This window comes from Epibacterium sp. Ofav1-8, assembly GCF_022348185.1.
Lineage (GTDB): Bacteria > Pseudomonadota > Alphaproteobacteria > Rhodobacterales > Rhodobacteraceae > Epibacterium.
The window spans coordinates 359,923-385,555 of the sequence record NZ_JAKRFD010000001.1; the positions used below are offsets into that span (position 1 = coordinate 359,923).

A 25,633-nucleotide genomic window follows, 5' to 3' on the forward strand; every position below is an offset into this window, starting at 1 on the left:
GGTCCGCGGCGCGGGTCGCTTCGGGCATGGCCCGAAGCGAAAGGCCTCTGGCGCTGGGCGAGGCGGATGGCGGCTGATGTCAGCGCGTGAAACGAATTCCGGGCTTTGAAGGCCGCGCCGTCTGCGGTTGACTGCAGGCCGTCACGGGCAGCCGCAGGCCCCTGATCGACGAAAGTGAGGCCCGGCAAAACTGCTGTGTCTGGTTCAGCCATGGCCCGCCCCGTCCGCGTCCTCCCGGCGGGGGAGCAAGCCGCAACAATCAGGCGGCGTCCCACCGGGGCGCATATGTGCCGCTCGGAGAGGCGGGCCATCTCCAGCACATCGCGCAGCCCTCCAGGCTCAGGGGCGGCGAGAGGCGTCGTGCCGGCCCCCAGCCGCTGTCCTCATGGGGCCCGAGATCCGCCGCATCGGCGGTGTGGATCTGGACGCCTCCCAGATCTTTGGGCAGTGCCACCAGCGTTTCGGCCATCCGCGCCAGCGACAGTCGTGCCACCGCGACCTCCTCGCCCCGGGCCGCCGCCGCCAGGGCGGACAGAACCGCTGCGGCCATCAGATAGCCTGTGCCGTGATCCAGCGCCTGCACGGGCAGCGGCGTCGGCCGGTCGCTCCGAGCCCAGTCCTGCCCGGCGTGGGCGATCCCGGCGCTCATCTGGACCAGGCTGTCAAAGCCGCGCCGCCCGGCCCAGGGACCGGTCCAGCCATAGGCGTTCAGCGTCACCTCGATCCGGTTGGGCGCAATGGCATCGCGCGTCGCCAGATCGAGCCCCAATGCCTCCAACGCCCCGGGCCGATAACCGTGCACCAGCACATCCGCCTGCGCGAGCAGGTCCTTCAGCCGCTCCCGGTCGAGCGCACTGCGCAGATTGAGCTGCGCCATGTATTTCCCCAGGCTGATCTCCTGCAGCACCCCGGGCTCGTCCCAGCCGGGCGGGTCGATCCGCAACACATCGGCGCCGAACCCGGCCAGCGTGCGGGTGCTGACCGGACCGGCCAGCACGCGCGTCAGATCGAGCACCCGCATCCCCTGAAGCGGGCGCGACAGGCTTGCCTCCGGGCGGTCGCGCAGCACCACGCGGCGGGGCTTGATCCAGTCTACCAGCGGCTCCTCTGCCACCGCCTCACCCTGTGGATGCGTCTGCCAGTCCGCGCGGCTGCGCAGGGCGGCCGCGACACCGCCGGCGGCGATCACTGCCTGTTCAAGCGGATCGCCGCCCCAATGTGCAACCTCTGCCGCGACAGCCTCCCGGTCCTCGGCGCAGCCCAGCACGGAGAGCGCCGCAGCGCGGTGGTGCGGCAGGTTGGTGTGCAGGCGGATCCAGCCATCGGCGCAGGGATAGTCCCCAGCGATCGGATCCCAGAGCGCGGGCATCTCCCAGCCATCCGGGTGAAAGGACGCGCCGAACCACAAGGACGCCAGACGCTGATCCACCGTGACCTCCGGCGCGCGCGCGGCGAGGTTCAGCGCCGCGATCAGATCCGCCATGGCCAGCCCCACCGCAGCAACCGACGCATTGGCCAGTTCCGACACCGCGTAGGCACTCGGCCGGTGGCCGGTGCCGGTGACGCGATAGGAGCCGGGGGGCGGGAGGGAGGTCAGGAGTGTCATTGCTGATAGGGATCCAGACTGTCGCGCAAACCGTCGCCGAGGAAATTGAAGGCCAGCACCACCACGATGATCGGCAGCATCGGGATCGCGGTCCAGGGGTAGATCTCGATATTGGCCAGGTTCTGCGCGTCATTGAGCATCACGCCCCAGCTGACTGCGGGCGCGCGCAGTCCAAGCCCGAGGAACGACAGAGCCGTCTCACCGAGGATCATCGCCGGGATCGACAGGGTGGCCGAGGCGATCAGGTGGCTCATGAAGTTGGGCAACAGGTGCTTCTTGATGACGCGGCCGGACGAGGCTCCCATCATCTCGGCGGCGCGGACGTATTCCTCTTCGCGCAAGCTGAGGAATTTGGCCCGTACCGAACGCGCCAGCCCGGGCCAGTCCAATATGCCGAGGATGATCGAAATGATGAAAAACACCGCCACCGGCGACCAGGTGGAGGGCACCGCGGCGGACAGCGCCAGCCAGAGCGGCAGCTCCGGCAGGCTGCGCAGGATCTCGATCACCCGGTTGATGACCCAGTCGATCTTGCCGCCGAAATACCCCGCCACCGAGCCGAAGAAAATGCCCAGCACAAAGGACACGGTGATGCCGATCAGACCCACCGTCAGCGACAGTTGCGCGCCAAAAAGGATGCGGCTGAAGATGTCCCGACCCAGCCGGTCCGAGCCCCAGAGGAACAATGTTGCACCCTCGGGGGCGCAGAACAGATGGGTATCGGCAGGGATCAGCCCGGCGAGACGATATTCCGCCCCCTCGCAGAAGAACTCGATCTGCCGGGGATTGTCATAATCGGGCTTCACCACCCATTGAAAGGTCTCCAGATCCGCTTCGGAGGTCAGCGGATAGATGAACGGGCCAAGGAATTCGCCCTCGTGAAACAGGTTCACCGATTGCGGCGGCGAATAGAGATGTTCGGCATCGCGTTCGTTTGGCCCATAGGGGGCGATAAAGCCGACAAAGGGCAGCATCACGTAGCAGAACAGCAGGAAGATACCGGAAATCAGGCCCAGACGGTGGGTCTTGAACTTGCGCCAGATCAGCACCCAGTTGGGGGCGTCGAGGTCCTTGCGCTCCAGCTCGCGGATCGAGGCCTGCGGATCATAGGGGGCATCATCGACGTAGCGACCATCGGGGCGCCCATCGGGGGAATTCTGGCTCATGTCTCACGCCCCTCATAGCGGATGCGCGGATCAAGCAGGACCAGCAGCACGTCGGAGATCATGGTGCCGATCAATGTCAGCAAGGCCACGAACATCAGCACAAAGCCCGACAGGAACATGTCCTGCGACTTCAGCGCCTGCAGCAGCACCGGGCCGATCGTTTGCAGCCCCAGCACCACCGAGACCAGAACCGAGCCGGAGACCATCGCGGGCAGCAGATTGCCGATATCGGCCACAAAGGGGTTGAAGGCCACCCGCAGCGGGTATTTCGCCAGCATCCGCGAGGGGCGCATGCCCTTGGCCACGGCGGTTTCCACATAGGGTTTGCCCAGTTCGTCCAGCATATTGGCCCGCAGCCGCTGCATCATCGCCGAAGCCCCGGAGGTGCCGATCACGAAGGTGGGCACGATCAGGTGGATCAGGATCGACTTGACCTTGTCCCAGCTCATCGGCTCGCCCTCGAATTCCGGCGCCATCAGCCCGCCGATGGGCAGGTTCAGGTATTGGTGGCCATAGTAGAACAGGATCAGTGCCAGCAGAAAATTCGGCGTGGCAAGACCGAGATAGCCGATGAAGGCGGCGGTATAGTCGATCATGGTACGCGATTTGGCGGCCGCCAGCACGCCCAAGGGCAGCGCCACCATATAGACAAACAGCACCGCTGCGAGGTTCACCAGCACGGTGAGCCAGAGGCTTTCGCCGACGATTTCGGAGACCGGGCGGTCAAATTCGAACGACCAGCCGAAGTTGCCCTGCAACATGCCGGAAAACCCGTGCGGGCCGGGGAGAATGCCCATCCAGATGAAGTACTGCTGCCACAGCGGCTTGTCCAAGGCGTATTCGCGGCGCAGGAATTCCGCCTTGGCCACACCCGCCTCCTGCCCGGTGGCGCGCAGCTCCGCGATCTGGTTCGACAGGAAATCGCCCGGCGGCAGGTTGATGATAAAGAACACCAGGACCGACACCAGCAGCAGGGTCAGCAGCATGGTGCCGAACCGGTAGATCGCGTAGCGGAGAATTTCCATCAGCCTTGGCCGTCCTCAAAGAAAAACTCATCCATCCGGTGTACGCCGAAATGCGCCCCCGGATCCCAGGCCCAGATCGCGGTCTTGGGCACGTTACGCAACCGGTCGGAGACCACCACCGGCTGTGGTGCCCCGGCCACCAGCCCGATGGCAAAGACATTGTCGGCGTGGATCTGCAGCATCTCGCGCCAGGCCTCGGCGCGCATGGTGGCATCCGTGGCAAGGTTCCAGTCGTGCAGCAGCTCCATCAGCCGCTGGGCGGGCGCCAGGTCGGGCGCTTCGCCGACCGCGCCGCCGGTCTGGTAGAACTGACCCCATTTGGGCCAGGACAAGAACACCTGATCGGTGGGGGCGAGATAGGCGGGCGAAGTATAGCTTTGCGGCAGCCCGTTGTCCCAGCCGTACCAGACCGAGGCCATGGTGGTGCCGGAAAACACCCGGTTGCGCAGGATGTCGCGGTCCAGCGGGCGCATCACCAGCTTGACGCCCACATCGCGCCAGTCATCGGTGATGATCTGCAGCGCGTTTTCCACCTCCTGACGCTCGCCGGCGGTCTCGATCACCAGCTCCATCGGGCGGCCATCGGGCAGGCGGCGGATGCCGTAGCCGTCCCGCTCGACCAATCCGGCCTCGTCCAGCAGCCTGTTGGCCAGCTCCGGGTCATATTGCGCCCAGGCATCACGCAGGCTCTGGTCGAAGAACGGGCTTTGCTCCAGCACCGTCATGGCGCCGGGCTTGGCCAGTTTGAAATAGAGCGATTTATTGATCGCGGCGCGGTTGATGGCCACCGACAGTGCCCGGCGCACGCGCACGTCGCGCAGGGTCTGGCGCCAGACCTCATCGACGGTGTTGAGGTTGGGGTAGATCGCAATCTGCGAGGCGGTGCCGGAGGACCAGAGCTCTGTCCGGTAGCCCCCGGCGGCCTCGCCCTTGCGCAGGATCGGGATGTCGCGGAAATCGAGGCCGCGGGCCTGCAGGTCGGCCTCGCCCGCGTTGGATTTGGCCGCCACCAGCCCGCCGGAGACGATCTCCATCTCGACGGTGTCGATATAGGGCAGCTGCACGCCGTTCTCGTCGATGCGGTGGTAATAGGGATTGCGCACGAACTGGTGCCGGATCTTCTTGCCGGCGGTGGCGTTGATCCAGGGCTGCAGCGTGGGCAGGTCGGGATTGTCGAACTTGTCCATATTGTCGCGCTTGTTGTGCAGCGCGGCCCAGCTCTTGACCCGGGCGTAGTCGATTTCCTCCTGCAGCGCTTCGGGCTCGGCAAAATCCTTGTGGAACTGCTTCAGATAGGCGGAGGGGCGATAGATGAAGGGCGGGGCGGCCTGCGCCAGCACCTGCAGGAAGCTGGGGTTGGGGGTGGTCCATTCAAACACCACTGTGGTCGCATCGGGAAATGAGACCTGCGGCAGCTCCCCCTCGACGCGGACAAAATCCGGCGGGCCGGTGGGGTTCAGGTCTTCGTTGTTGGCGATGTGTTTCCACCAGTATTCGAAATCGGCCGACGTAAACGGATCCCCCGAGGACCATTTGTGCCCTTCGCGCAGGTTCAGCGTGAACCTGCGGTCGCCCTCGCTTTCAAAGCTTTCAAGGATGTCGGGCACCAGATCGTAGGCTTCGTTGTAGCCAACAAGGCGGGCATAGCCGTAGACCACCATCTGGCGGATGTCCTTGGAGCGGGTGACCATGGTGTTCAATGTGCCGCCCTGAAGGCCGGGGGTGCGGCCCTTTGCGGCGACATTCACCACTAGAGGTTCGGCAGGAATTCGGTCGGCGATGGGGGGCAGATCGCCTGACTCGACCTCCTGGCTCCAGAAGCCACTCTCCTGCAGCTGCGGCTGTGCGATCGCCACAAGCGGCAATGCCAGCGCCCAGGCAAGGGTGGAGGCGAGGGTGAACAGGGGGCGTGCGTTAGACATGACAGCGTACCTTGTGTCCGGGGTCCAGTGGCACCAGCGGCGGGGCATCCTGTCCGGCAAAGCGGAAGGCCTCCGGCCAGCTTTCGGGCGCGCCTGCGCCCTGGGCCACGAGTTTCAGGTTGATGGGCCGGTCCACATCGGGCACCGGCTGAGCGGCGATCAACGCCTTGGTATAGGGGTGTTTGGGATCATGAAACAGCACCTCGGGCGGGCCTTGTTCCACAATCATCCCGCGCCGCATGACAGCGACCTCATCCGCGATACGGGCCACCACCGCAAGGTCGTGGCTGATAAACAGATAGGACAGCTGACGGGCGTCGCGGATTTCTTCCAGCAGCGTCAGGATCTGCTCCTGCACCGAGACGTCCAGCGCCGAGGTTGGCTCGTCGCAGACCAGAAGCGCCGGATCGAGCATCAGCGCGCGGGCGATCGACAGGCGCTGACGCTGGCCGCCGGAAAACGCATGCGGATAGCGGCTGAGCATGTCTGCGGGCAGGCCGACCAGCCGCAGCATCTCGGCGGCACGGGATTTGTGATCGGCGCGGCTGCCGATGCCATGGATCTCCAGCGGTTCGGCCAGGGTGTCAAAGATGCGCTGGCGCGGACTGAGCGAGGAATAGGGGTCCTGAAACACCATCTGCGCCTGTCGCTGAAAGGCGCGCCGGGCATCGCGGTCCATGTCGTGCACCTGAAGCGGCGCCGCGCCCGTGGTGGGGCGGAACAGCACCTCGCCACCGGGGTCGACGGTTTCGGCCCCGAGGGCGATCCGTGCCGCTGTGGTCTTGCCGGAACCGCTTTCGCCGACGATGGCCAGCGTCTTGCCGCGGGGCAGGCTCAGGTCGACCTGTTCGCAGGCGCGCACCAGAACCGGTTTGCTCCAGCTCTTGCCGGAGCGCATGGTGAAGGTCTTGGTGACGTTGCGCAGCTCAAGGATACGGTCCTCCTGCCCGTCGCGCAGCGGGCAGATCGCCTCCGGGATCTTGGGGGCGGCGTTGAACAGATGCTGGGTGTAGGGGTGTGCGGGGGCGCGCAGGATCGGCTCTGCCGGGCCGGCCTCCATCACTCGCCCCTTGTGCATCACCACCACCTGTTCGGCCATATTGGCCACCACGCCGAGGTCATGGGTGACAAGGATCATCGCCATGCCGGTTTCCTGCTGCAGATCCTTCATCAGCCCAAGCACCTGCGCCTGGGTGGTCACGTCGAGCGCAGTTGTGGGTTCATCGGCGATCAGCAGGTCGGGTTTGGCCACCATGGCCATGGCGATCATCGCGCGCTGGCGCATGCCGCCCGAGAGCTCAAACGGATACGAGCGCCAGGTGCGGTCCGGGTCGGGAAAGCCCACACGTTCGAAGCATTCGAGCACCTCGCGCCGGGCCTCTGCCTCGGACACCGATCTGTGCAGGTGGATGATCTCTGCCACCTGGTTGCCGATCCGGTGCAGCGGCGAGAGCGAGCGCATCGGTTCCTGAAAGATCATGGCGATCCGGTTGCCCCGCACATCGCGGCGCATCTGGCGCTCGCTGATCCGGGCAAGGTCGAGATCGCCATCGCCGTCACCTCCGCTCAGCATCATGCGGCCCGAATGAAGCCTGGCGGTGCGCGGCAGGATGCGCAGCACGGCGCGGCAGCTGATGGTCTTGCCAGAGCCGCTTTCGCCGACAAGGGCCAGCGTTTCGCCGGGGGCGACGGAAAAGTTCACATTCCGGACAACCGGCTTGTCCTTTCCGAACCCGATACTTAGGTCTTCGACCGACAGGAGGGGACGCATTGCTAGTGGTCCCTGCCGCGTGATCGCTGCGCAAGACTGGTGATGTGAGATCTCCCTGTTTTTGCCATACCTTCGCGCGGGCAGGCCCTTGTAGTCAAATGCCATTTGTCGCAGGCAGGGGACTGCTGGAGCAATTGTGACCCACGCGCCCGTTCCCGCGCCGCACCGATGGCGGTACGCAGGGGCTGATAGTGTGAAGTTACGACATCAACGCGACAGTCCGGGTGGCTGTTCCAATCGAAAAGGGATCACAAGTGCCGACGAGACTGGATTTGTTCATCGACCGTATGGTGTCGCAGCGCGCCTGCCTGGACTTTGCCATTGCCGAAACCGACCCGCTGCCGGGGCCGGTGTTCGAACTGGGGCTGGGCAACGGGCGCACCTATCATCACATGCGGGAGCGGATCCGGGGGCGCGACATCTATGTGTTCGAGCGCGCGGTTGGGGCGCATCCCGACAGTATTCCGCCGGAAGACCGCACCATCCTGGGAGACGTGCGCGAGACGCTGCCGGCGGCGCTGGACCGGTTCGGGGCCAGTGCCAGCCTGATCCATGCCGATCTGGGCGGGCACAACCGCGACAAGAACGATGCCTTTGCGCGGTTGATTTCGCCGCTGGTGGAGCCGCTGCTGGCGCCCGGGGGGCTGATGGTCTCCTCCGACCGGATGTATTTTGAGCAGATGCAGGAACTGCCTCTGCCCGAAGGCGCGGTCGAGGGGCGCTGTTTCGTGTATCAGCGGGTCTGAGCCTGCGTGATCCGGACCGGGCGTGCAGGGCCGCGCGGGGAGTGCGGTGCTCCGCCGCGACTTGCACTGGCGGGCCCATCGGGGCACTGTGCACGGGCGCGACATAGGCGCGCGATGACCCCGAGAGCGTGATGACATCCAGACCCCTGCTGCACCGTGATGATCCCGACGCGGCCCCCCTGATCGGCAATATCAAGGTCACCCGCGACGATTGGCTGAATGTCGCGCTTGATGTTCTGATCCGTGACGGGGTGGAGCGGGTGAAAGTGCTGGCGCTGGCCGAGGCGATGGGGGTCTCGCGATCCTCTTTCTATTGGTATTTCAAGTCGCGGCAGGATCTGCTGGACGCCCTCCTGACCCGCTGGGAAGAGACCAATACCGCGGGTCTGATCGCACAGGCGCAGGCGCCGGCGGAGCGGGTCACCGGTGCGGTTCTGAACATCTTTCGCTGTATCGCCAATCCGGATCTGTTCGACACCGCGCTTGATTTTGCGGTGCGCGACTGGGCGCGTCGGTCCGATGCGGTGCTGGCACGGATGCGGGCGGGGGATGCGGCGCGGGTGGCGGCGCTGACCTCCATGTTTCAGCGCTACGGATGTGATGACCTTGAGGCGCTCACCCGGGCCAAGGTGCTGTATTACATGCAGCTTGGCTATGACATGGCGGAGCCGCAGGAGAGCCATGACTATCGTCTCTCGATGACGCCGGAGTATCTGAAGGTCTTTACCGGCCAGGCGCCGACGGATGCGGAGATGCAGGAGTTTGCCGATTACAGTCGCCGGTTCTGGCGCGATCTGTCCCGTTAGAGGCGTCTGCCAAGCGGGCGCGCTGACGCGCGGCAGGTTGAGCCCTGCCCCCAAAAGAGGACAGGGCCGTGGCCTCCGGCGGGAGGTATTTTGGAAAAGGTGAAAGCGGTCAGGTTATGCGCAGGGCGTCGACCTGGGCCTTCACCCTGCGGGCGGCCTCTTCGCGCACCGGGCCATAGCCGCGGATTTCCATCGGGGCTTTGAGGATGGTGTCCAGCGTGTCGGGTGCCAGGGCTGCGGGGTGGGCAATGATGTCGTCGATCAGGTTCTGGAACCACTCCCTGAGATCGCGGTGCATGCGGGCCTCAGCGTGATAGGCGAAGGGGTTGAGCGGTGACTGTCGGAGGGTCTTGCCTTTGGCCAGCAAGGACAGCACCGGTGTCATCCAAGCCCCAAGCGCGCGTTTGGCGGGGCGGCCCCGGGCATCGGTTTTGAAGTTCAAGAGCGGCGGGGCCATGTGGTATTTGACGGTGAAGTTGCCGTCGAATTCGCGGTCGAGTTCGGCCTTGAAACTGTCGGCGCTCATCAGGCGGGCCACTTCGAACTCGTCCTTATAGGCCATGAGTTTAAAGAGGCTGCGGGCGGCTGTGGCCGTGAGCGCGTCGGCCTGATCCGCGGGCAGTGCTGTGTGCAGGCGCTTCAGGCGATCCGTGTAGGACTTGGCGTAGGCTGCGTTCTGGTAGGAGGTCAGGAATGCGGCGCGGCGGTCGATGAGCTGCTCCAGCGTTTCTTCCTCTGGCGTGTCCTCACTGTAGTGGGATTTCAGGCGGTCCGGTGCGGCGGCCATGGCGCGCCCAATGGCGAAGGCGAGCTGGTTTTTCTCGATCGCGACGCCGTTCAGCACAATGGCCTGTTGCAAGGCGGTGAGGCTGACGGGCACCAGACCTTGCTGCCATGAGAACCCCAGCATGATGACATTGGCCAGCACCGCATCGCCCAGAAGTGTTTCGGCAATGGCGTTTGCATTGAGGGCTGTGATGTTCTCGGTACCGACCACCGAGGCGACCGCGCGGGCGCGGGCGGGGATGTCGAGTGTGGCGTCGCGGCGCAGAACGATATCGCCGGTGGGCATTTCGGCAAGGTTCAGCGCCACCCGGCTGCCTTCGCGATAATGCGCAGAGGCCTTGGGCGCGGAGGAGACCACCGCGTCGCAGGCGATCACCGCGTCCGCCGCGCTCAGATCGGTGCGCACCTGATGGACCTCATCCGGGGATTTGGCGAGGCGGATGTAGCTGAGGACGGTGCCGAATTTCTGCGCAAAGCCTGTGAAATCAAGTACCGATGCGCCTTTGCCCTCCAGATGGGCGGCCATGGTGATGAGCGCGCCCACCGTGACCACACCGGTGCCGCCAACGCCGGTGACCAAGAGGTCAAAGGGTTTCCCCAGCGCAGGCAGGTCGGGTGCGGGCAGATCGGCGGTGAGCTGCTGGGCGTCCAGATCGTGCAGTTCCTTCTTGCGCCGGGTTGCGCCCTCAACCGTCACGAAGCTGGGGCAGAAGCCATTGAGGCAGGAGAAATCCTTGTTGCAACTGGAGAGGTTGATCTTGCGCTTGCGGCCAAAGGGGGTCTCCTTGGGTTCGACGCTCAGGCAGTTGCTCTCGACGGAACAATCGCCGCAGCCTTCACAGACCAGATCGTTGATATAGGCAAAGCGCCTGGGGTCTTCCATCTTGCCGCGTTTGCGGCGGCGACGTTTCTCGGTGGCGCAGGTTTGCTCGTAGATCAGGAGGGTGACGCCCTTGATCTCGCGCAGCTGGCGCTGGACCAGATCGAGGTCGGCGCGATCATGAAAAGACGTGCCAGCCGGGAAGTCGCTACGGGTGAATTTACCGATATCATCAGAGATCAGCGCGATGCGCTCCACGCCTTCGGCGCGCCCGGCCTGCGCGATGCCGGCGACCGAGACCGGGCCGTCCACGGGCTGACCGCCGGTCATAGCCACCGCATCGTTATAGAGCACCTTGAAGGTGATATTGGCGCCCGCTGCCACCGCCTGACGGATGGCGAGGGAGCCGGAGTGATACCATGTGCCTTCGCCAAGGTTCTGGAACACATGTTTGCCGCCGTTGTACTTGGACGCGACCAGATGCGGCACGCCTTCGCCGCCCATCTGCGCATAGCCTGCGGTGTCGCGCCCCATCCAGGAGGCCATGACGTGACAGCCGATCCCGGAGTTGGCAGTGGAGCCTTCGGGGATCTTGGTGGAGGTGTTATGCGGGCAGCCCGAGCAGAAATAGGGCGTGCGGGTTGCGCCGGGGATGTTCAAAAGGTTGGGCGGCTGTTCGGTCAGGGCGCGCGCCTTGTCGCGCAGGTTCAGTTCCGGGAAGAACCGGTCAAGACGTTCGGCCACCACGGGCACCAGCATCAAGGGGCTCAACTCGCCCACCCATGGGATCAGCGGTTCGCCTGCGGCGTGGTATTTGCCGACCATTTTCTTGGGCTTGTCGCCGGGCCAGTCGTAGAAATACTCCTTGAACTGGCTCTCGATGATGCCGCGTTTTTCCTCGATGACCAGCACTTCTTCCTTGCCGTTCACAAAACGCAGCGCTTCGGCGCGGGCCAGCGGCCAGACCATGCCAACCTTGTAGATGTCGATGCCCAGGCTGCGGCAGGCGTCCTCGTCCAGATCCAGCAGACGCAGCGCCTCCATCAGGTCGAGATGCCCCTTGCCGGTGGTGACGATGCCAAAGCGCGCCTCGGGCAGATCGTAGATGCGGCGGTCGATCGGGTTGGCCTCGGCAAAGGCGCGCACGGCCTGAAGCTTGGCGCGAATGCGGGTCTCGATCTCGGGGCTGGGCAGGTCGGACGACCGGATGTGCAGCCCGCCGGGATGGTCCGGCAGATCGGGCAGGGTGAAGGTGCGGTCCTTGGGCAGCTCGACCGAGCGGCCACTTTCCACGGTTTCCGAGACGGCCTTGAACCCCACCCAAGTGCCGGAATAGCGCGACAGCGCGATGCCGTATTCGCCAAAGGACAGGTATTCGCCCACATCGGCCGGGTTCAGGACCGGCATGAACCACGACATGAAGGCCACATCCGACTGATGCGGCATGGAGGAGGAGACACAGCCGTGGTCATCGCCCGCCACAACCAGAACGCCGCCTTTCGGCGATGATCCGTAGGCATTGCCGTGTTTCAGCGCATCGCCGGAGCGGTCCACGCCGGGGCCCTTGCCGTACCACATGGAAAACACGCCCTCGACCTCGCAGTCGGGATCAAGAATGGCCTGTTGCGCGCCCAGAACGGCCGTTGCGCCAAGGTCCTCGTTGACGGCGGGCATGAAGGTGATGCCGGCCTCGCTCATCCGGTCGCGGGCGCGCCAGAATTCCAGATCGACACCGCCAAGGGGAGAGCCGCGATAGCCGGAGACAAACCCGGCGGTGTTCAGCCCGGCGGCGCGGTCGCGGCGGGATTGGTCCAACATGATCCGGGCGAGGGCTTGTGTTCCGGTCAGGAATACGCGGCCTTCGGTGCGGGCGTAGCGGTCCTCCAGCTGGTACGTGTCAAACGCGTGGGACAGCTCGGTCATGTCGGCTCCTTCGTGGCTATCGGGCATGGCAATCGGGCGGGGATGGCTCGGCGATGCAATGATACGCCCCGTTCGGCGAAAAAACTTGCCAGATATGGTGCTTCCTTGCAGTTATGTGGATAAACTGTCCGCGTGAGGCCGATTTTCTGAACAGGAGTTCCACGTCGATGAAGCTGGATGACCGCGATCGTCGTATTCTGACGCTGCTACAAGAGGATTGCCGCATGTCGAACGCCGATCTGGCCGATGCGGTTGGTATGTCGCCCTCGGCGCTCTGGCGTCGGGTGCGCGCGCTGGAAGAGGCCGGTGTGATCGACCGCTATGGGGCCGTGGTGGTGCCCAAGGCGGTTGGATTGGGATTCGAGGCGCTGGTACAGGTCAATCTGACGCGGCACGCGCCCGAGCATCTGACCGAGTTCATCCATGCGGTGGAGGCCAATCCACATGTGGTCGACTGCTATGCGACCACCGGACAGGCGGACTATCATTTGCGGGTGCTGGCGCCGGATCTGGAAGCCTACAACCAGTTTCTGGAGCAGTTCCTGTTTCAGCTGGCGGGGGTGGCCAGCGCGCAAACCCATGTCATCCTGAAAACGATCAAGCGGGATACCCCAGTGGTGCCCTGAGCGCGGCTGTGCGACGTCCCACTTTGCGACGCCTCGTGCGGGGGTGCGGGCATGCGCGGGGCTGGGTTTCCGGTTGTGCTACCTGTATGTTCCCGATACGTTCCGAGTCGTGGTGAAGCGAGGAGTGAAGCGATGGCCAGGGTTGCGGTGCTGCTGACGCAGGGGTTTGCGGATTGGGAATATGGTGTCTTGTGCGGCCTCGGACAGGGCTACTTCGGTCTTGAGATCCGCTATGTAGCCCCCGAGCCCGGCGTGGTGACCTCGATGGGCGGTCTGGTGGCGCGGGTGCAGGACGGATGTGAGGCGCTGGCGTCCTGGAACCCGGAGGCGTTGGTGGTGATCGGCGGCACGATCTGGGAGCAACCGAACGCGCCGGAGCTGTCCGCGTGGCTGCAAGACCTGCATGGGCGCGGCACGGTGATCGCGGGGATCTGCGGTGGAACTCTGGCGCTGGCGCGCGCCGGATTGTTGAATGCGCGGCGCCATACATCGAATGATCCGGCGTTTCTCGGCACCCACGCCGACAGCTATGCGGGCGCGGCACACTATGTGGACCAAGCCACGGGCGTTTCCGATGGCGGGGTGATCACTGCGGCGGGCACGGCACCGGTGAGCTTTGCTGCCGAGATCATGACCGCCGTCGATATCCCGCTGGAGACCGTGCATCAGTTGAAGTCGATGCTCGGCGCAGAGCACAAGGCAGGGCCGGTGCCGGTCTCCTGACCGGGGCGCTGCGGGCGGGAGGGTCAGGCACACAGGATCTGCGGCCCGATGATCCGGCCGCGGGGCGAGGTGTCAGAACGAGACCATTGCCCAGGCCGCGGCCATGCCCACGTAGGTCAGGTGATGCAGCAGTTGATCGGTGCCCATGGCGCGCCAGAATGCCCCCTGGGTCGGGTCGAGCTTGTGGCACTCTGTGTGATGCGCCTTCCAGAAGTCGATATTGAAGTGGATCACCCATTCCGCGGCACAGACGGCAACGATGAACCATGGGGGACTGCCGACAATGAACAGGACAACCACGGAGGCCAGAGCATGGACGCCCGCATGCTGCGCCCGGCCTGGATGAAAATACTGGCACCGGCCTGACAGCATCTTTTTGGTCTGCAGGTAGAAGTCGGCAAACATATGCTTGACCTCGAGCAGGCAGATCAGCAGCAGGACGATCCCGACATTCTGAGGCAAAACAGGCGCTCCTCTTGCAGTTGCGTTTCGCGCGGGCATGTTACCCCGGCGGACCTTACGGTGTTTGTCCTGTATCGCAAATACCGCATTCGACTGTCTGTGACATAGCTCACAGACGCGTTCCAGCCAGCTTTCTAGGCTGGGATCGCGCCCGTGCCTGCGCCATTGCCTGCCATGGTCAAACCGCGCTACCCATGGCAAAACACTGCATAATAACCGTCACATCCTACAGGCCGCGTCCTGTCACCTGATCTTTGGAGCTCCTCCCATAGAACGCTCGCTTTTCCAATTCATCTGGAAGTACTCCAAGCGCGACCAGCTGATTCTCCTGGTGGTCACGGCCTGTCTGTTCCCGCTGCTCTATCTGACGCTGGAGCTGCCCAAGCGGATCATCAATGACGCCATCGGGGCGCAGAGCTCCGTGGTCGAGGTCTGGGGCCATCAGGTGGATCAGCTCACCTACCTGTGGCTGCTTTGCGGTGCCTTTCTGCTTGCGGTGCTGGCGCATGGGCTGACCAAGATGCGCATCAACACCATGAAAGGTGTGCTGGCAGAGCGTATGCTGCGCCGGTTTCGCTACAGTCTGATCGCGCGGGTGTTGCGGTTTCCGCAGCCCTATTTCGAGCGCACCAGCCAGGGCGAACTGGTGTCGATGATCACCTCCGAATCCGAGCCCATGGGCGGGCTGATGGGGGATGCGGTCAGTCAGCCGGTGCTCCAGGCCGGCCAGATGCTGACCATCCTCTATTTTCTGTTTGCGCAGAATGTCTGGTTCGGTCTTGCCGCGGTGGCCCTCATACCCTTGCAGGGCTGGCTGATCCCGCTGTTGCAGCGGCGGATCAACAAGCTCAACAAGAAGCGCATCCAGCAGGTGCGGGCGCTGGCCTCGGAAATCGGCGAAAGCGCCGCCGGGGCGGCGACGCTGCGGGTGAACGGTGGCTGGCGCTACCGCATGGCGCGGGTGACGGATCGGCTGGGCCGCCTCTACGAGATCCGTTTCGAGATCTATCAGAAAAAGTTCTTCATGAAGTTCCTCAACAACTTCATCACCCAGCTGACGCCGTTCTTCTTCTACGCGGTCGGCGGCTATCTGGTGCTGGAGGGGAAGGTCTCGCTCGGGGCGCTGGTTGCGGCCCTGGCGGCCTACAAGGACCTTGCCTCGCCGTGGAAGGAACTGCTGACCTATTACAACCAGACCCAGGACATGGCGCTGCGCTGGGAGGTGATCCTGGAGCGGTTCGCGCCGCCGGACATGGTGGATGAGCGCCTGATGCAGGGCGAGCCGGAGACGTTGCCGCATCTGGACGGCGACATCGTGCTGGATGGCGTCAGCGTGCGCGATGCGGATGGCAATCTGGTGCTGGAGGAGCTGACGGCGACCTTCCCCAAGGGCGAGTTGATCGGTATCGCCGCGCCGTCCGAAGAGGATCGCCGCGCCCTGGCGGAGGTTCTGACCCGTGAGGTGCTGCCCGCATCGGGCACGGTGACCCTGGCCGGACACAACATTCGCGAACTGCACCAGATGGTGCTGGCAACGCGGGTCGGCCATGCCACCTCGCGCCCGGCGCTGTTCCAGGGGTCATTCGGGGAAAACGTGCTGATGCCACTGCGGGTGCGCCCGTTGGAGGATCCTTCCGATCCACGCGTCCAGCGCGATGCCATCCGTGCGGGCAACAGCCCCGATCCCTTTGATGTGAACTGGGTCGATCCGCGCATTGCCGGGTTCGAGAAGCCGGAGGAGCTGCGCGACTGGTGGTTGCGCATCGTCGAGGGCATCGGCTCTGACACGGCGCTGCTGCGGCGGGGCATGGACCAGATCTTTGACCGGGCGGAGCATCCGAAACTGGCCGATGCGTTGGTGAAGCTGCGCCCGCATGTGCAGCTGGCGCTGATGGATGCGGGGCTGGATGCCTTTGCCCATTTCAACAATCGCGAACAGTATAACCCCGCGTTGCCGGTGGTGGAGAACCTGCTCTATGCGACGCGCTCGGTGCCGATCACCTACGAGCTGTTGCGACGGCAGAGCGACTTTCTGGAGACGGTGCGCCGTATCGGGCTCGACAAGGACCTGGTGATGCTGGCGCAGGACGTGCTGGAAATGCTGCGGCAGATCTTTGGCATGGACGGCACCGTGCATCCGTTGTTCCGCAAGCTGGGGCTGGAGGCCTCGGACTATGAGGCGGCACTGCAATTGCTGCAAAAGGTGAAATCCAAGGGCACCGAGGCGCTGGAGCCGGAGGAGCTGGCGCAGATGATGATCGTGCCCTTCTCGATTTCCGCCGAGTCGCTGGGGCCGGCATTCAGCACCGAGATCGAGGACCGCATCCTGTCCCTGCGCGACAGCCACGGGCGCGAGCTTCTGGACACGCTCGACGATATTTTTGTCCCGCTCTACGAGGGCGATTTCGCGCCCGGCTTCACCGTGCTGGAGAACGCCATCTTCGGCAAGATTTCCGACAGCGCCGGCGCGCGGGCCGAGGATCTGCGTAAGGCGGTTGCCGAGGTGATCGACGAGGCCGGCGTGCGCGAAATGGTGGTGGAGCTGATCTTCGACCTGCCGGTGTCCGTCGGCGGGCAGGGGCTGGGGCAGAGCTTTGCCGAGCCGCTGGCCTTTTGCCGCGCGTCGATCAAGCGCCCGGATGTGCTCATCCTAGACAGCGCCCTGGCCAGTTTTGATCGCGACACCCGCCGCGCCATGCAGGACAATCTGCGCGAGCTGCTGCCGCACACCACGCTGATCTTCCTTGAACCGGCGTTCCGCGACCCGGATCGGTTCGATCACTATTTCGAGCTGCGGCAAGGACGCCTGAAGGACGAACGCGCCGACGACCGGGAGACTGGCGACGAGGACAGCGCCTCGGCGGCGGATCTGTCGCGCAAGCTGCGCGCGCTGGAAACCACAGAGCTGTTCTCCGGCCTCAACCGCCGCCAGCTGCGGCTGCTGGCCTTTGGCGCGCGCTGGTATGAGGCGGCACCGGGCACTGCCGTGTTCCACAAGGACGATGCGGCCACCGATGGGGCCTATATGATCATCGAGGGCGAGGCGGGGCTCTACCTGCCGTCCGATGACGACGGCACGCAGGCGCAGATGATCGCACGGGTCGGGCCGGGGCGGCTGGTCGGAGAGCTTGGCCTGATCCGCAAGGAGCCCCGCGCCCTGTCGATGGTCGCAGAGAGCGACCTGACCTGCCTGCGGATCGGTGAGGAGGAGTTCCTCGCCGTGGTGGAGAATGATGCCAATACGGCCTTCAAGCTGTTGCAGGTGGTCGCGGGATACGTCTCCAGCTGAGATTGCGATCCGGCGTGATGCGACAGGCGGCCCTCCGGGGTGCCAGGCGGGCCGCTCAGGCGGGCCAAACATACCAATGAAAATCAGGGAGAGAACGCATGAAACTGTTTCGCTACCGGACCGCCGAAGGGGTCCGCCCCGGCTTGATCGACTCGGAGGGGGTGCCCCGGGATCTGGCCCAGCATGTCGCGGATGTCACGCCGGAGACGCTGAACCCATCTGTGCTGGCGGCGATCGCGGCACTGGATGCGCGCGCGCTGCCCGAACTGGAGGGGGCGCTCGACTATGCGCCCTGTGTCGGGGGTATCGGCAAGTTCCTCTGCATCGGACTCAACTATTCCGATCATGCCCAGGAAGTGGGGGCGTCCCCCCCGGCACACCCCATTCTTTTCATGAAAGCAAATTCGGCGATCATAGGCGCCTGCGATGACGTGTGCATTCCCCGAGGGTCGAAGGCGACGGATTGGGAAGTCGAGCTGGGCGTGGTGATCGGTCAGGCGGCAAAATACGTCACAGTGGAAGACGCGTTGGACCATGTGGCGGGTTATTGCGTTGTGAATGATGTCTCGGAACGCGACTTCCAGATGCAATTGACCGGGCAGTGGACCAAGGGCAAGAGCTGCGACACCTTTGGCCCCATCGGTCCGTGGCTGGTCACCGCTGATGAGGTGCCCGACCCTCAGGCGCTCGACCTGTCATGCGATGTGAACGGCCAGCGGATGCAGACCGGGCATACCAGCCGGATGATCTTTTCCGTGGCCGAGATCATCAGCCATCTCAGCCAGCTGATGACGCTGCATCCCGGGGATGTCATCGCCACCGGAACCCCGCCCGGGGTCGGCATGGGGCAGAAGCCCACGCCGATCTTTCTTCAGGAGGGCGATGTTATGGAGCTGGAAATTCAGGGGCTTGGCCGTCAGCGGCAAAACCTGCGCGCCGACCAATAAACCCGGGGCACCGCGCCCGCGCGGCGCGGCCCCGTCAGCTGCAATAGATGTCCTGCAGGGTATTGAGGATGCTTGTGGCCGGTCCGTCGGCAAGGGAATAATAGACCGTCTTGCCTTCGCGCCGGGCCACAACCAGCCGATCTTCGCGCAGGCGGGAGAGCAGCTGGCTGACCGCGGCCTGCCGCTTGCCCAGCCTGTCTTCAAGTGCGCCCACCGAAAGCTCCTGCTCGCCGGCGAGATAGCACAGGATCATCAGGCGTCCCTCATGCGCCAGGGCTTTCAACAGGGTTGCAGCGTCAGACGCGCGATCTGCCATGTCGGGGGCGGGCATGTCCAGTGTTTCAGTCATGGTCAGGGTCTACTCTCGGGGCCGTCGTTGATCCTGCACGGGCGCAGGCTGAGTGTGTCAGGCCATTGGGCTGACGCTAACTAGAGTAAGTTCACGTCTTGTAGGGGGATCGCAAGAGTTTTGGCAAATATTTATTCATTTTAGCAAACCTCCGCTCACTTTTTGCGGGAACGCCTCGCCGGATCTGGCGAGGTTGGAAAAGATGTCCTAGCGGCAATGCGCTGGAAATGTCCAGACACGTCGCCGTGAGGACAGGCTCCGGGCGCAAGGTTGCGACTGGTGCGGGGCCACCCGAGCGGGGCATTGCCTGTCTGGGTACATGCGGGAATCAGGCGCTGTGCGCGGCAGCCGGCGGACTGTTGCTGGTCCGCCGGCTGGTTTGGGAGGGGCAGGGCTGATGCGTCGGTGCGGTTGTACCGGTGCAGTGGTACCGGCGCTGCGTGTGGCGCTGGGGGACCTGCGGTCCAGGGGAACCGCTAGGTGTCGCCGTCCAGAACCGGAGCGCCCCCCTGAAACGCATTGCCGTTTGCATAGTCGCAGGGCGCTTCCTGCATGTTGAGGTGCAGGTCGTCGCCGGTAAACGGATGCGCGCGGGCGAGGTCCTCGTCCACCTCGATGCCGAGGCCCGCCGAGGTTGGCGGCGTGACATAGCCCTGTTCGACCTGGATCGAGGATTTGATCAGCGCATCGTGAAAGGGGGTTTCGATGGTTTCCGCCATCAGAAGGTTGGGGATGGAGGCGGCGAACTGGATATTGGCCGCCCATTCCACCGGCCCGGCGTAGAGATGTGGCGCCATCTGGGCATTGAACACTTCGGCCATGGCGGCGACTTTCTTCATTTCCCAGATCCCGCCGGCGCGTCCGAGTGCGGGTTGCAGGATTTCCGCGGCACCGGCCCGCAGCAGCGCGCCGAATTCGGCCTTGGTGGACAGGCGTTCCCCGGCGGAAACCGGGATGCGGACCTGTCTGGCTACGCGGGCCATGTCCTCGACCATATCCGGCGGGGTGGGTTCTTCGTACCAGAGCGGGCTATAGGGTTCGAGCGCCTGGCCCATGCGGATTGCGCCTGCGGTGTTGAACTGGCCATGGGTGCCGAACAGGAGATCTGCCCTGTCGCCAACCGCGTCGCGGATCGCCTTGCAGAAGGCGACCGAGAGGCTGATGTCCGACATGGCAGGCATGTGGCCGCCGCGGATCGTGTAGGGGCCGGCGGGATCGAATTTCACCGCCGTATATCCGCGCGCGACGGCATCGCGGGCGGAGTCGGCGGCCATTTCGGGGGAGGTCCAGAAGGTGCTGATATCGTGGTGCGGCAAGGGGTAGAGGTAGGTATAGGCGCGGATACGGTCGTTCATCCGCCCCCCGAGCAGTGCATGCACCGGTCGGTCGCGATCCTTGCCGAGGATGTCCCAGCAGGCGATTTCGAGACCGGAGAAAGCTCCCATCACGGTTGGATCCGGGCGTTGGGTGAAGCCGGAGGAATAGGCCCGGCGGAACATCAGCTCGATGTTCTCGGGGTTTTCACCCTGCATATGGCGGGCAAAGACGTCCTCGATCACGGCGGTCATTGCCTTGGGGCCGACAGTGGAGGCATAGCATTCCCCCCAGCCGGTAATGCCGGTGTCGGTGGTGAGTTTGACGAGAATCCAGTAGCGCCCGCCCCAGCCCGGAGCGGGGGGCGCGGTGATGATGATGTCGAGGTCCTGGAGTTTCATATCTCTCGGTCCTTTGATGGTCTGCAGATCGGGTGGAGGCGGGAGCGCGCGCCGGGGCCATCGAGGCCCCGGCGCGCGCGGGTCCGGGCCTGGTGGCCCGGATCCCTGCGTCAGGTTGCAATCCTCAGCGGTCGAAAAGGATCACATTGCGTTTGGCGCTGCCGGTTCTGGTATCGGCGATGGCGTCGTTGATCTGCGCCAGCGACCAGCGCCCCGAGATCAGTTCGTCCAGCTTCAGGCGGCCCTGCTGGTAGAGATCGACGATCCAGGGCACGTCCCGCTGGATCACCACATCTCCCATCTTGGAGCCTAGAAACCCCTGGCCCAGGGCGGCCATCACCACGGGTTCGTAGCGGGCCGTCTGGCCGGAGTGCGGCATTCCGATCATCACCGCGCGTCCCCCCGCTCCGAGATAGCGGGGGGCCTGCTCGTAGGCGGGAATGGCGCCGACGGTAATCAGCACAACTTCCGCGCCCTTCCCGCCGAGCGCCTCGAAGGCAGCGCGCCAGGGTTTCGGCTCGGTTGCGAGGATGCCGTGGGTTGCGCCGAACTCCCGTGCAATCGCGAGCTTTTCGGAACTCATGTCGACCGCCACGATACGGCGGGCGCCGGCGATGCGCGCACCCTGGATCGCGTTGAGCCCGACGCCGCCGGCGCCGATGACCACCACGTCCTCGCCGGCTCTCAGATGGGCGGTGTTGACCGCTCCGCCGATGCCGGTGATCACGCCACAGGAGATCAGCGCCGCCACGTCCTTCGGGATCTGCGCGGGGATCTTCACGATCTGTCGGGCGCTGACCACGACCTTTTCGGCAAATGCACCGCAGTCCATCGCCTGAAGCATGGGGCGTCCCTCCGCGGTGGTGAGCGGCCCGTCGGTCCCGTCCCGGGGCGTGGCACAGTTGACGGGGCGACCCGCGGCACATGTGGGGCAGCTGCCGCAGGCCCGGATCAGGGTCACGATCACATCATCGCCGGGGGCGAACCCTTCGACACCGGCGCCAACCGCGGTGACGCGACCGGCGGCCTCATGTCCGAAGACCGCAGGCAGGGAGCCGCCCCAGGCCCCGTCGGCATAGGAGATGTCGCTATGGCAGATCGCGACGGCATCGAGGGTGACTTCGACTTCGCCCGCTCCGGGTGGTGCGATCCGGATTTCTTCGATCACAAGCGGGGCGCCATGTGTGTGGCACACTGCGGCCTTGATCAACTGCATGGTTCGTCTCCTCGTCGGTTGAGGTCAGGGTGACGGGCGCTCTGGTGCACTGCAATGCGGAAAACGGCGCTGAAGTGTCGGTTTTACGCTACGGCATCGGGTGGGACGTTGGAGAGGCGCGCCGAACGGGGCCGCCGGGCCCGGGGAGCGGTGCGGGGCATGGCGCAGCTTGGGGGAGGCGAACACGCGGTGATCCGGCCCGCGTGCACGCCTTCCCGAACGGCGGGTGTTCCCTTAACGTCGCGGCTCCGACGGGTCCGGGATATTGGCCGTGATCTGGTCGATCAATCTGGCCAGCGGGCCAGGCGCGGCGAAGAACGGGGAGTGAGCGCTGTCCAGAACATGGACCTGCGCGTCCGGCCAGTCCGCAGTCATGCTGGCCTGATACTCCGGCGGGATGGTCCGGTCCTGTGTACAGCGGATGTAGTGCTTGGGCAGGCTGCTCCAGCGGTCGGGAACGGTGAGGGGCGTCGCCTGTGGCCGGATCGGCTGCGGGCAGATATGGTCCAGCGCGAAAGACACCGCGTCGGGCGGGCAGTCGTGATAGAACAGCTCCGGCGCAGCATCCGGGTGGATTGTATAGCTGTGCCCGTCCTCGGATTTGACCGCGGCGCTGCCGATGGTCTGGCGTGGACCGGCCCGGCGCATGTCGATCAGCGACATGCCGGAGATCGGGACATAGGCGCAGAGGTAGATCAGCCCGCGTGGGCAGGCGTGGGCCACGGCACCGGTGATTGGAAAACCGGCCCAGGAGTGTCCGACGACAATTGTGTCGGGCGTGATCTGGGCGGCCACTGCCCGGCAGCTGTCGTCCAGGCTGACATCTGCCGGCGAACGCCCGTCGCCGTGGCCGGGCAGGTCGATGGTGCGCACGGTATGGCCATATGCGGTCAGAGCCGGGATCAGGTCGCGCCAGCACCAGGCGCCGTGGCAGGACCCGTGTACGAGAAGAATATCAGCCAAGGTGAGCGATCTCCTGCATGAAATGTGTGAGCCGTTCGGCATAGGTTTCGGGCTGGTCGATGGGCGGCACATGCCCGGTCCGGCGCAACAGGGTGAACTGCGAGCCGGGGATCAGATCGACGGTCTCGCGCACCAGATCCGGCGGCGTCGAGCTGTCCTCGGAGCCGGCAATCCCGAGGGCTGGGAGCCGCAGGCCGGAGGTCGGCGTGTAGAAATCGGTTCCGGCGATGGCGGCGCAGCAGCCCAGATATCCTTCCGGCGGGCAGCTCTCGATCTGTGCCTGTGTCGGGGCGTGGGCACCGGATTTCACATAGGCCCGGGGGAACCAGCGCTGCATGGTGTCTGTGCTTATGGCGGTCATGCCGCCGCTGCGGATCGCCGCCATCCGGCGCTGCCAGATTTCTGGCGTGCCGATCTTTGCGGCGGTGTTCGACAGCACCAGCGCCCGGATCTGATCCAGCCGTTTGACCGCAAGACCCTGGGCGATCATGCCGCCGATGGAGAGGCCAACAAAGAGGCTGTCGCGGATCTCGCAGAACTCCATCAATCGTTCCGTATCGCGCACCAGCGTGCCCATGGAGTAGGGACCGTCGGGCACCGAGGACCCTCCGTGACCGCGCAGGTCGAAGGTCAGGATGCGCAGGCCGTCGGGCAGAAGTTCGATGACGCGATCCCAGATGTGCTGATCGGTGCCAAGCGCATGGGCAAACACCACCGGTGGGGCCGTCTCCGGACCGCGTAGGGTGTAGTTCAACTGGACGTCGCCGAGGTCTGCGAGGGGCATGGGTGGGGCTCTTTGGTTCTGCGCTGTGCGGACCGGACGCCGGGTCCGATCAGGGTGGGGTGAGGTCCCCGACCCTAGCCGGATCTGTCAGAAGTGGCCAGCGACCCGGACACCTCGAATGACGGTTGCACAAGCACGGCAGGGGCCGTCTCAGCCAAAGCGCGCGAGCGCCTCGGTAAAGGTCTCGGTGTCCACATTGCCGCCGGTGGCAACGGCGATCACGGTATCGCCCTCAAGGTCCGAACCATGGAACAGAGCTGCGGCCAGAGAGGCGGCGCCGCCGGGTTCCAGCACGATCTTGAGGCGCTGAAAGGCCAGAGCCATGGCCTGTTGTGCTTCGGCATCGGTGATGGTGATGCCCGGCGCGCAGAGGCGGGACAGCAGCGGCCAGGTGATTTCGCCCGGGGCCGGGGTCAGGATCGCATCGCAGATGGAGCCGGTGGGCGCGGCATTGGTCTCGATCCGGCCCGCAGCCTGCGAGCGCACCACGTCATCGAACCCTTCTGGCTCTGTCGGGCGCACGCGCATCGCCGGCGCGCGATCTTCCAGTGCCAGTGCGATGCCGGAGGTCAGGCCTCCGCCGCCGCAGCAGACCAGGACGTCGGCTTGCGTGATGCCAAGCTCTGCGGCCTGTTCGGCGATCTCCAGGCCGGTGGTGCCCTGACCTGCGATCACCTCGGGTTCGTCATAGGGTTTGATCAGGGTGAGGCCGCGGCTCTCGACCAGCGGTGCGGCGGCAGCTTCGCGGCTCTCACCGGCGGCGCGGTCATAGAGAACGACCTCGGCGCCGAGGGCGCGGGTGTTGTCGATCTTGAGGCGGGGCGCATCGGCAGGCATCACGATGACCGCAGGCGCGCCATGGGCCTTGGCGGCGGCGGCGACGCCCTGTGCGTGGTTGCCGGAGGAATAGGCGATGACGCCGCGTGTGCGCAGCTCCGGGGAAAGCGCCGAGAGCGCCGCCCAGCCGCCGCGGAACTTGAACGATCCGGTGTGTTGCAGGCACTCGGCCTTCACCAGCAGACGGCGGCCCGCGATCTCGTCAAGAAAGGGCGAGGACAGCAAGGGCGTGCGACGGGCATGGCCCTTGAGCCGCGCGGCGGCGGCCTCGATCATGGCGAGTGTGGTCATTGGGCGTCTTTCAATACGTCGTGGATAAGGGACAGGGCAGCGGGTTCATCGAGAAAGGGCACATGGCCGCGATCCGGCAGTTCCACCGCGCGCAGCGCGGGCAGGCGGCGCTGCATTTCTGCATAGGTCTCGGCCGAGAAGATATCGGACTGTGCGCCGCGGATGACGCCGCAGGGCAGGCCGTCGAGAGCGGCGAACCATGGCCAGAGGCTCGGTTTCTCCTCCATCTCTGCCACGGCCTCGGCCTGGGCGAGCATCGCGTCCCGCAGGCGTGCATCATAGCGCAGCTCCAGCCCGTCCGGGGTTTCCTTGTAGAAGGTCTGGGCCTCTTCCAGCCAGCGCTGTGACGGGACGCCGGAAAAGGCCGGAGACATCGCGGCCTCGAGCGCCTGTGCAGCCTGCGCGTGGGTTTTTGCGGCTGGTCGCCGCCCCAGATAGTCGAAGATGCGCCCGAGCCCCGTGTCGGCGATGTCGGGGCCGACATCATTCAGGATCACCGCCGACAAACGGTCCCGGGTGGTGCCGGCCATGGCCATGGCGACGAGCCCGCCGCGCGAGGTGCCCAGGATGGCGGCACGGGACAGGTCGAGATGATCCATCAGCGCGACCACATCCCCGGCTTCGGTCAGGATGTTGTAGCTGCCGGGGTCCTCGGCATAGTCGGAACGCCCCCGGCCGCGCAGGTCCAGCAGGATCACGTGGTAATCGGCAAGATGCGGCAGAACATAGCGGAAATCCTGCCCGTCGCGGGTCAGCCCGGGCAGGCAGATCAGCGGCAATCCATCGCGGTTGCCGTGGGTTTCATAGTAGAGCGACAGCCCGTCGGGCGTGGTGAAACGGCTCATGTAACAGGGTCTTTC

General features: G+C 65.0%; 20 protein-coding genes. 6 read left to right on the forward strand and 14 right to left on the reverse strand.

The features are described 5' to 3' along the window. Positions 1-259 precede the first annotated feature (259 nt). From MHM97_RS01755 to MHM97_RS01775, 5 genes are read right to left on the reverse strand one after another with little or no spacing between them, the layout of a single operon-like run. Complete coding sequence (locus MHM97_RS01755; protein WP_239318891.1) at positions 260-1,606, reverse strand: CoA transferase; 1,347 nt, start codon at positions 1,604-1,606, stop codon at positions 260-262. Further along, positions 1,603-2,772, reverse strand: a complete 1,170-nt coding sequence (locus MHM97_RS01760) for an ABC transporter permease (RefSeq protein WP_239318892.1) — start codon at positions 2,770-2,772, stop codon at positions 1,603-1,605. The genes MHM97_RS01755 and MHM97_RS01760 overlap by 4 nt, the downstream gene beginning before the upstream one ends. Continuing rightward, positions 2,769-3,797 carry an ABC transporter permease gene (locus tag MHM97_RS01765; RefSeq protein WP_239318893.1) on the reverse strand — a complete coding sequence of 343 codons (1,029 nt, stop codon included), beginning with the start codon at positions 3,795-3,797 and terminating at the stop codon, positions 2,769-2,771. The genes MHM97_RS01760 and MHM97_RS01765 overlap by 4 nt, the downstream gene beginning before the upstream one ends. Beyond that, positions 3,797-5,719: an ABC transporter substrate-binding protein gene (locus MHM97_RS01770; RefSeq protein ID WP_239318894.1), complete on the reverse strand. Its 1,923-nt coding sequence runs from the start codon at positions 5,717-5,719 to the stop codon at positions 3,797-3,799. Before MHM97_RS01770 ends, MHM97_RS01765 begins: the two co-directional genes overlap by 1 nt. After that, on the reverse strand, positions 5,712-7,490 hold the full coding sequence (locus MHM97_RS01775; protein ID WP_239318895.1) for an ABC transporter ATP-binding protein: 1,779 nt from the start codon (positions 7,488-7,490) through the stop codon (positions 5,712-5,714). Before MHM97_RS01775 ends, MHM97_RS01770 begins: the two co-directional genes overlap by 8 nt. 254 nt (positions 7,491-7,744) lie before the next feature. Between MHM97_RS01775 and MHM97_RS01780 the strand changes: the two genes are divergently transcribed. Next, entirely contained in the window at positions 7,745-8,236 is a 492-nt protein-coding gene (locus MHM97_RS01780) for a class I SAM-dependent methyltransferase (RefSeq protein WP_370645667.1), read from the forward strand. Between the two features lie 131 nt (positions 8,237-8,367). Further along, a complete protein-coding gene (locus MHM97_RS01785; RefSeq protein ID WP_239318896.1) occupies positions 8,368-9,042 on the forward strand; it encodes a TetR/AcrR family transcriptional regulator in 675 nt (224 codons plus the stop codon). Positions 9,043-9,151: 109 nt separating this feature from the next. On the opposite strand, the gene MHM97_RS01790 is transcribed toward MHM97_RS01785, so the two are convergent. Beyond that, positions 9,152-12,571, reverse strand: a complete 3,420-nt coding sequence (locus MHM97_RS01790) for an indolepyruvate ferredoxin oxidoreductase family protein (protein WP_239318897.1) — start codon at positions 12,569-12,571, stop codon at positions 9,152-9,154. Positions 12,572-12,738: 167 nt separating this feature from the next. On the opposite strand from MHM97_RS01790, the gene MHM97_RS01795 reads away from it, so the two are divergent. Beyond that, positions 12,739-13,197 carry an Lrp/AsnC family transcriptional regulator gene (locus tag MHM97_RS01795; RefSeq protein ID WP_239318898.1) on the forward strand — a complete coding sequence of 153 codons (459 nt, stop codon included), beginning with the start codon at positions 12,739-12,741 and terminating at the stop codon, positions 13,195-13,197. 132 nt (positions 13,198-13,329) lie between these two features. Continuing rightward, entirely contained in the window at positions 13,330-13,920 is a 591-nt protein-coding gene (locus MHM97_RS01800) for a type 1 glutamine amidotransferase family protein (RefSeq protein ID WP_239318899.1), read from the forward strand. Between the two features lie 72 nt (positions 13,921-13,992). Here the strand turns inward: MHM97_RS01800 and MHM97_RS01805 are convergent, their stop codons facing one another. After that, positions 13,993-14,382, reverse strand: coding sequence for a DUF3307 domain-containing protein (locus MHM97_RS01805; RefSeq protein WP_239318900.1), 390 nt, complete (start codon positions 14,380-14,382; stop codon positions 13,993-13,995). 322 nt (positions 14,383-14,704) lie between these two features. Here MHM97_RS01805 and MHM97_RS01810 point away from each other — a divergent pair, with 322 nt between their 5' ends. Then, positions 14,705-17,671: an ABC transporter transmembrane domain-containing protein gene (locus MHM97_RS01810; protein WP_239319211.1), complete on the forward strand. Its 2,967-nt coding sequence runs from the start codon at positions 14,705-14,707 to the stop codon at positions 17,669-17,671. A gap of 98 nt (positions 17,672-17,769) precedes the next feature. Continuing rightward, on the forward strand, positions 17,770-18,618 hold the full coding sequence (locus MHM97_RS01815; protein WP_239318903.1) for a fumarylacetoacetate hydrolase family protein: 849 nt from the start codon (positions 17,770-17,772) through the stop codon (positions 18,616-18,618). A gap of 34 nt (positions 18,619-18,652) precedes the next feature. On the opposite strand, the gene MHM97_RS01820 is transcribed toward MHM97_RS01815, so the two are convergent. The 7 genes from MHM97_RS01820 to MHM97_RS01850 form a co-directional block, all read right to left on the reverse strand. Continuing rightward, a complete protein-coding gene (locus tag MHM97_RS01820) occupies positions 18,653-18,967 on the reverse strand; it encodes an ArsR/SmtB family transcription factor (RefSeq protein ID WP_239318904.1) in 315 nt (104 codons plus the stop codon). Positions 18,968-19,443: 476 nt separating this feature from the next. Next, positions 19,444-20,682 (reverse strand): mandelate racemase/muconate lactonizing enzyme family protein, encoded by a 1,239-nt coding sequence (locus MHM97_RS01825; protein ID WP_239318906.1) that lies wholly within the window; start codon positions 20,680-20,682, stop codon positions 19,444-19,446. A 124-nt stretch (positions 20,683-20,806) separates the two neighbouring features. Continuing rightward, positions 20,807-21,898: an alcohol dehydrogenase catalytic domain-containing protein gene (locus MHM97_RS01830; protein ID WP_239318908.1), complete on the reverse strand. Its 1,092-nt coding sequence runs from the start codon at positions 21,896-21,898 to the stop codon at positions 20,807-20,809. Positions 21,899-22,132: 234 nt separating this feature from the next. After that, positions 22,133-22,861 (reverse strand): alpha/beta fold hydrolase, encoded by a 729-nt coding sequence (locus MHM97_RS01835; RefSeq protein WP_239318910.1) that lies wholly within the window; start codon positions 22,859-22,861, stop codon positions 22,133-22,135. Further along, entirely contained in the window at positions 22,854-23,645 is a 792-nt protein-coding gene (pcaD, locus tag MHM97_RS01840) for a 3-oxoadipate enol-lactonase (RefSeq protein WP_239318911.1), read from the reverse strand. Before pcaD ends, MHM97_RS01835 begins: the two co-directional genes overlap by 8 nt. A 150-nt stretch (positions 23,646-23,795) precedes the next feature. Then, positions 23,796-24,773 (reverse strand): threonine ammonia-lyase, encoded by a 978-nt coding sequence (locus tag MHM97_RS01845; protein ID WP_239318912.1) that lies wholly within the window; start codon positions 24,771-24,773, stop codon positions 23,796-23,798. Further along, positions 24,770-25,618 (reverse strand): alpha/beta fold hydrolase, encoded by an 849-nt coding sequence (locus tag MHM97_RS01850; protein WP_239318914.1) that lies wholly within the window; start codon positions 25,616-25,618, stop codon positions 24,770-24,772. Before MHM97_RS01850 ends, MHM97_RS01845 begins: the two co-directional genes overlap by 4 nt. Positions 25,619-25,633 lie beyond the last annotated feature (15 nt).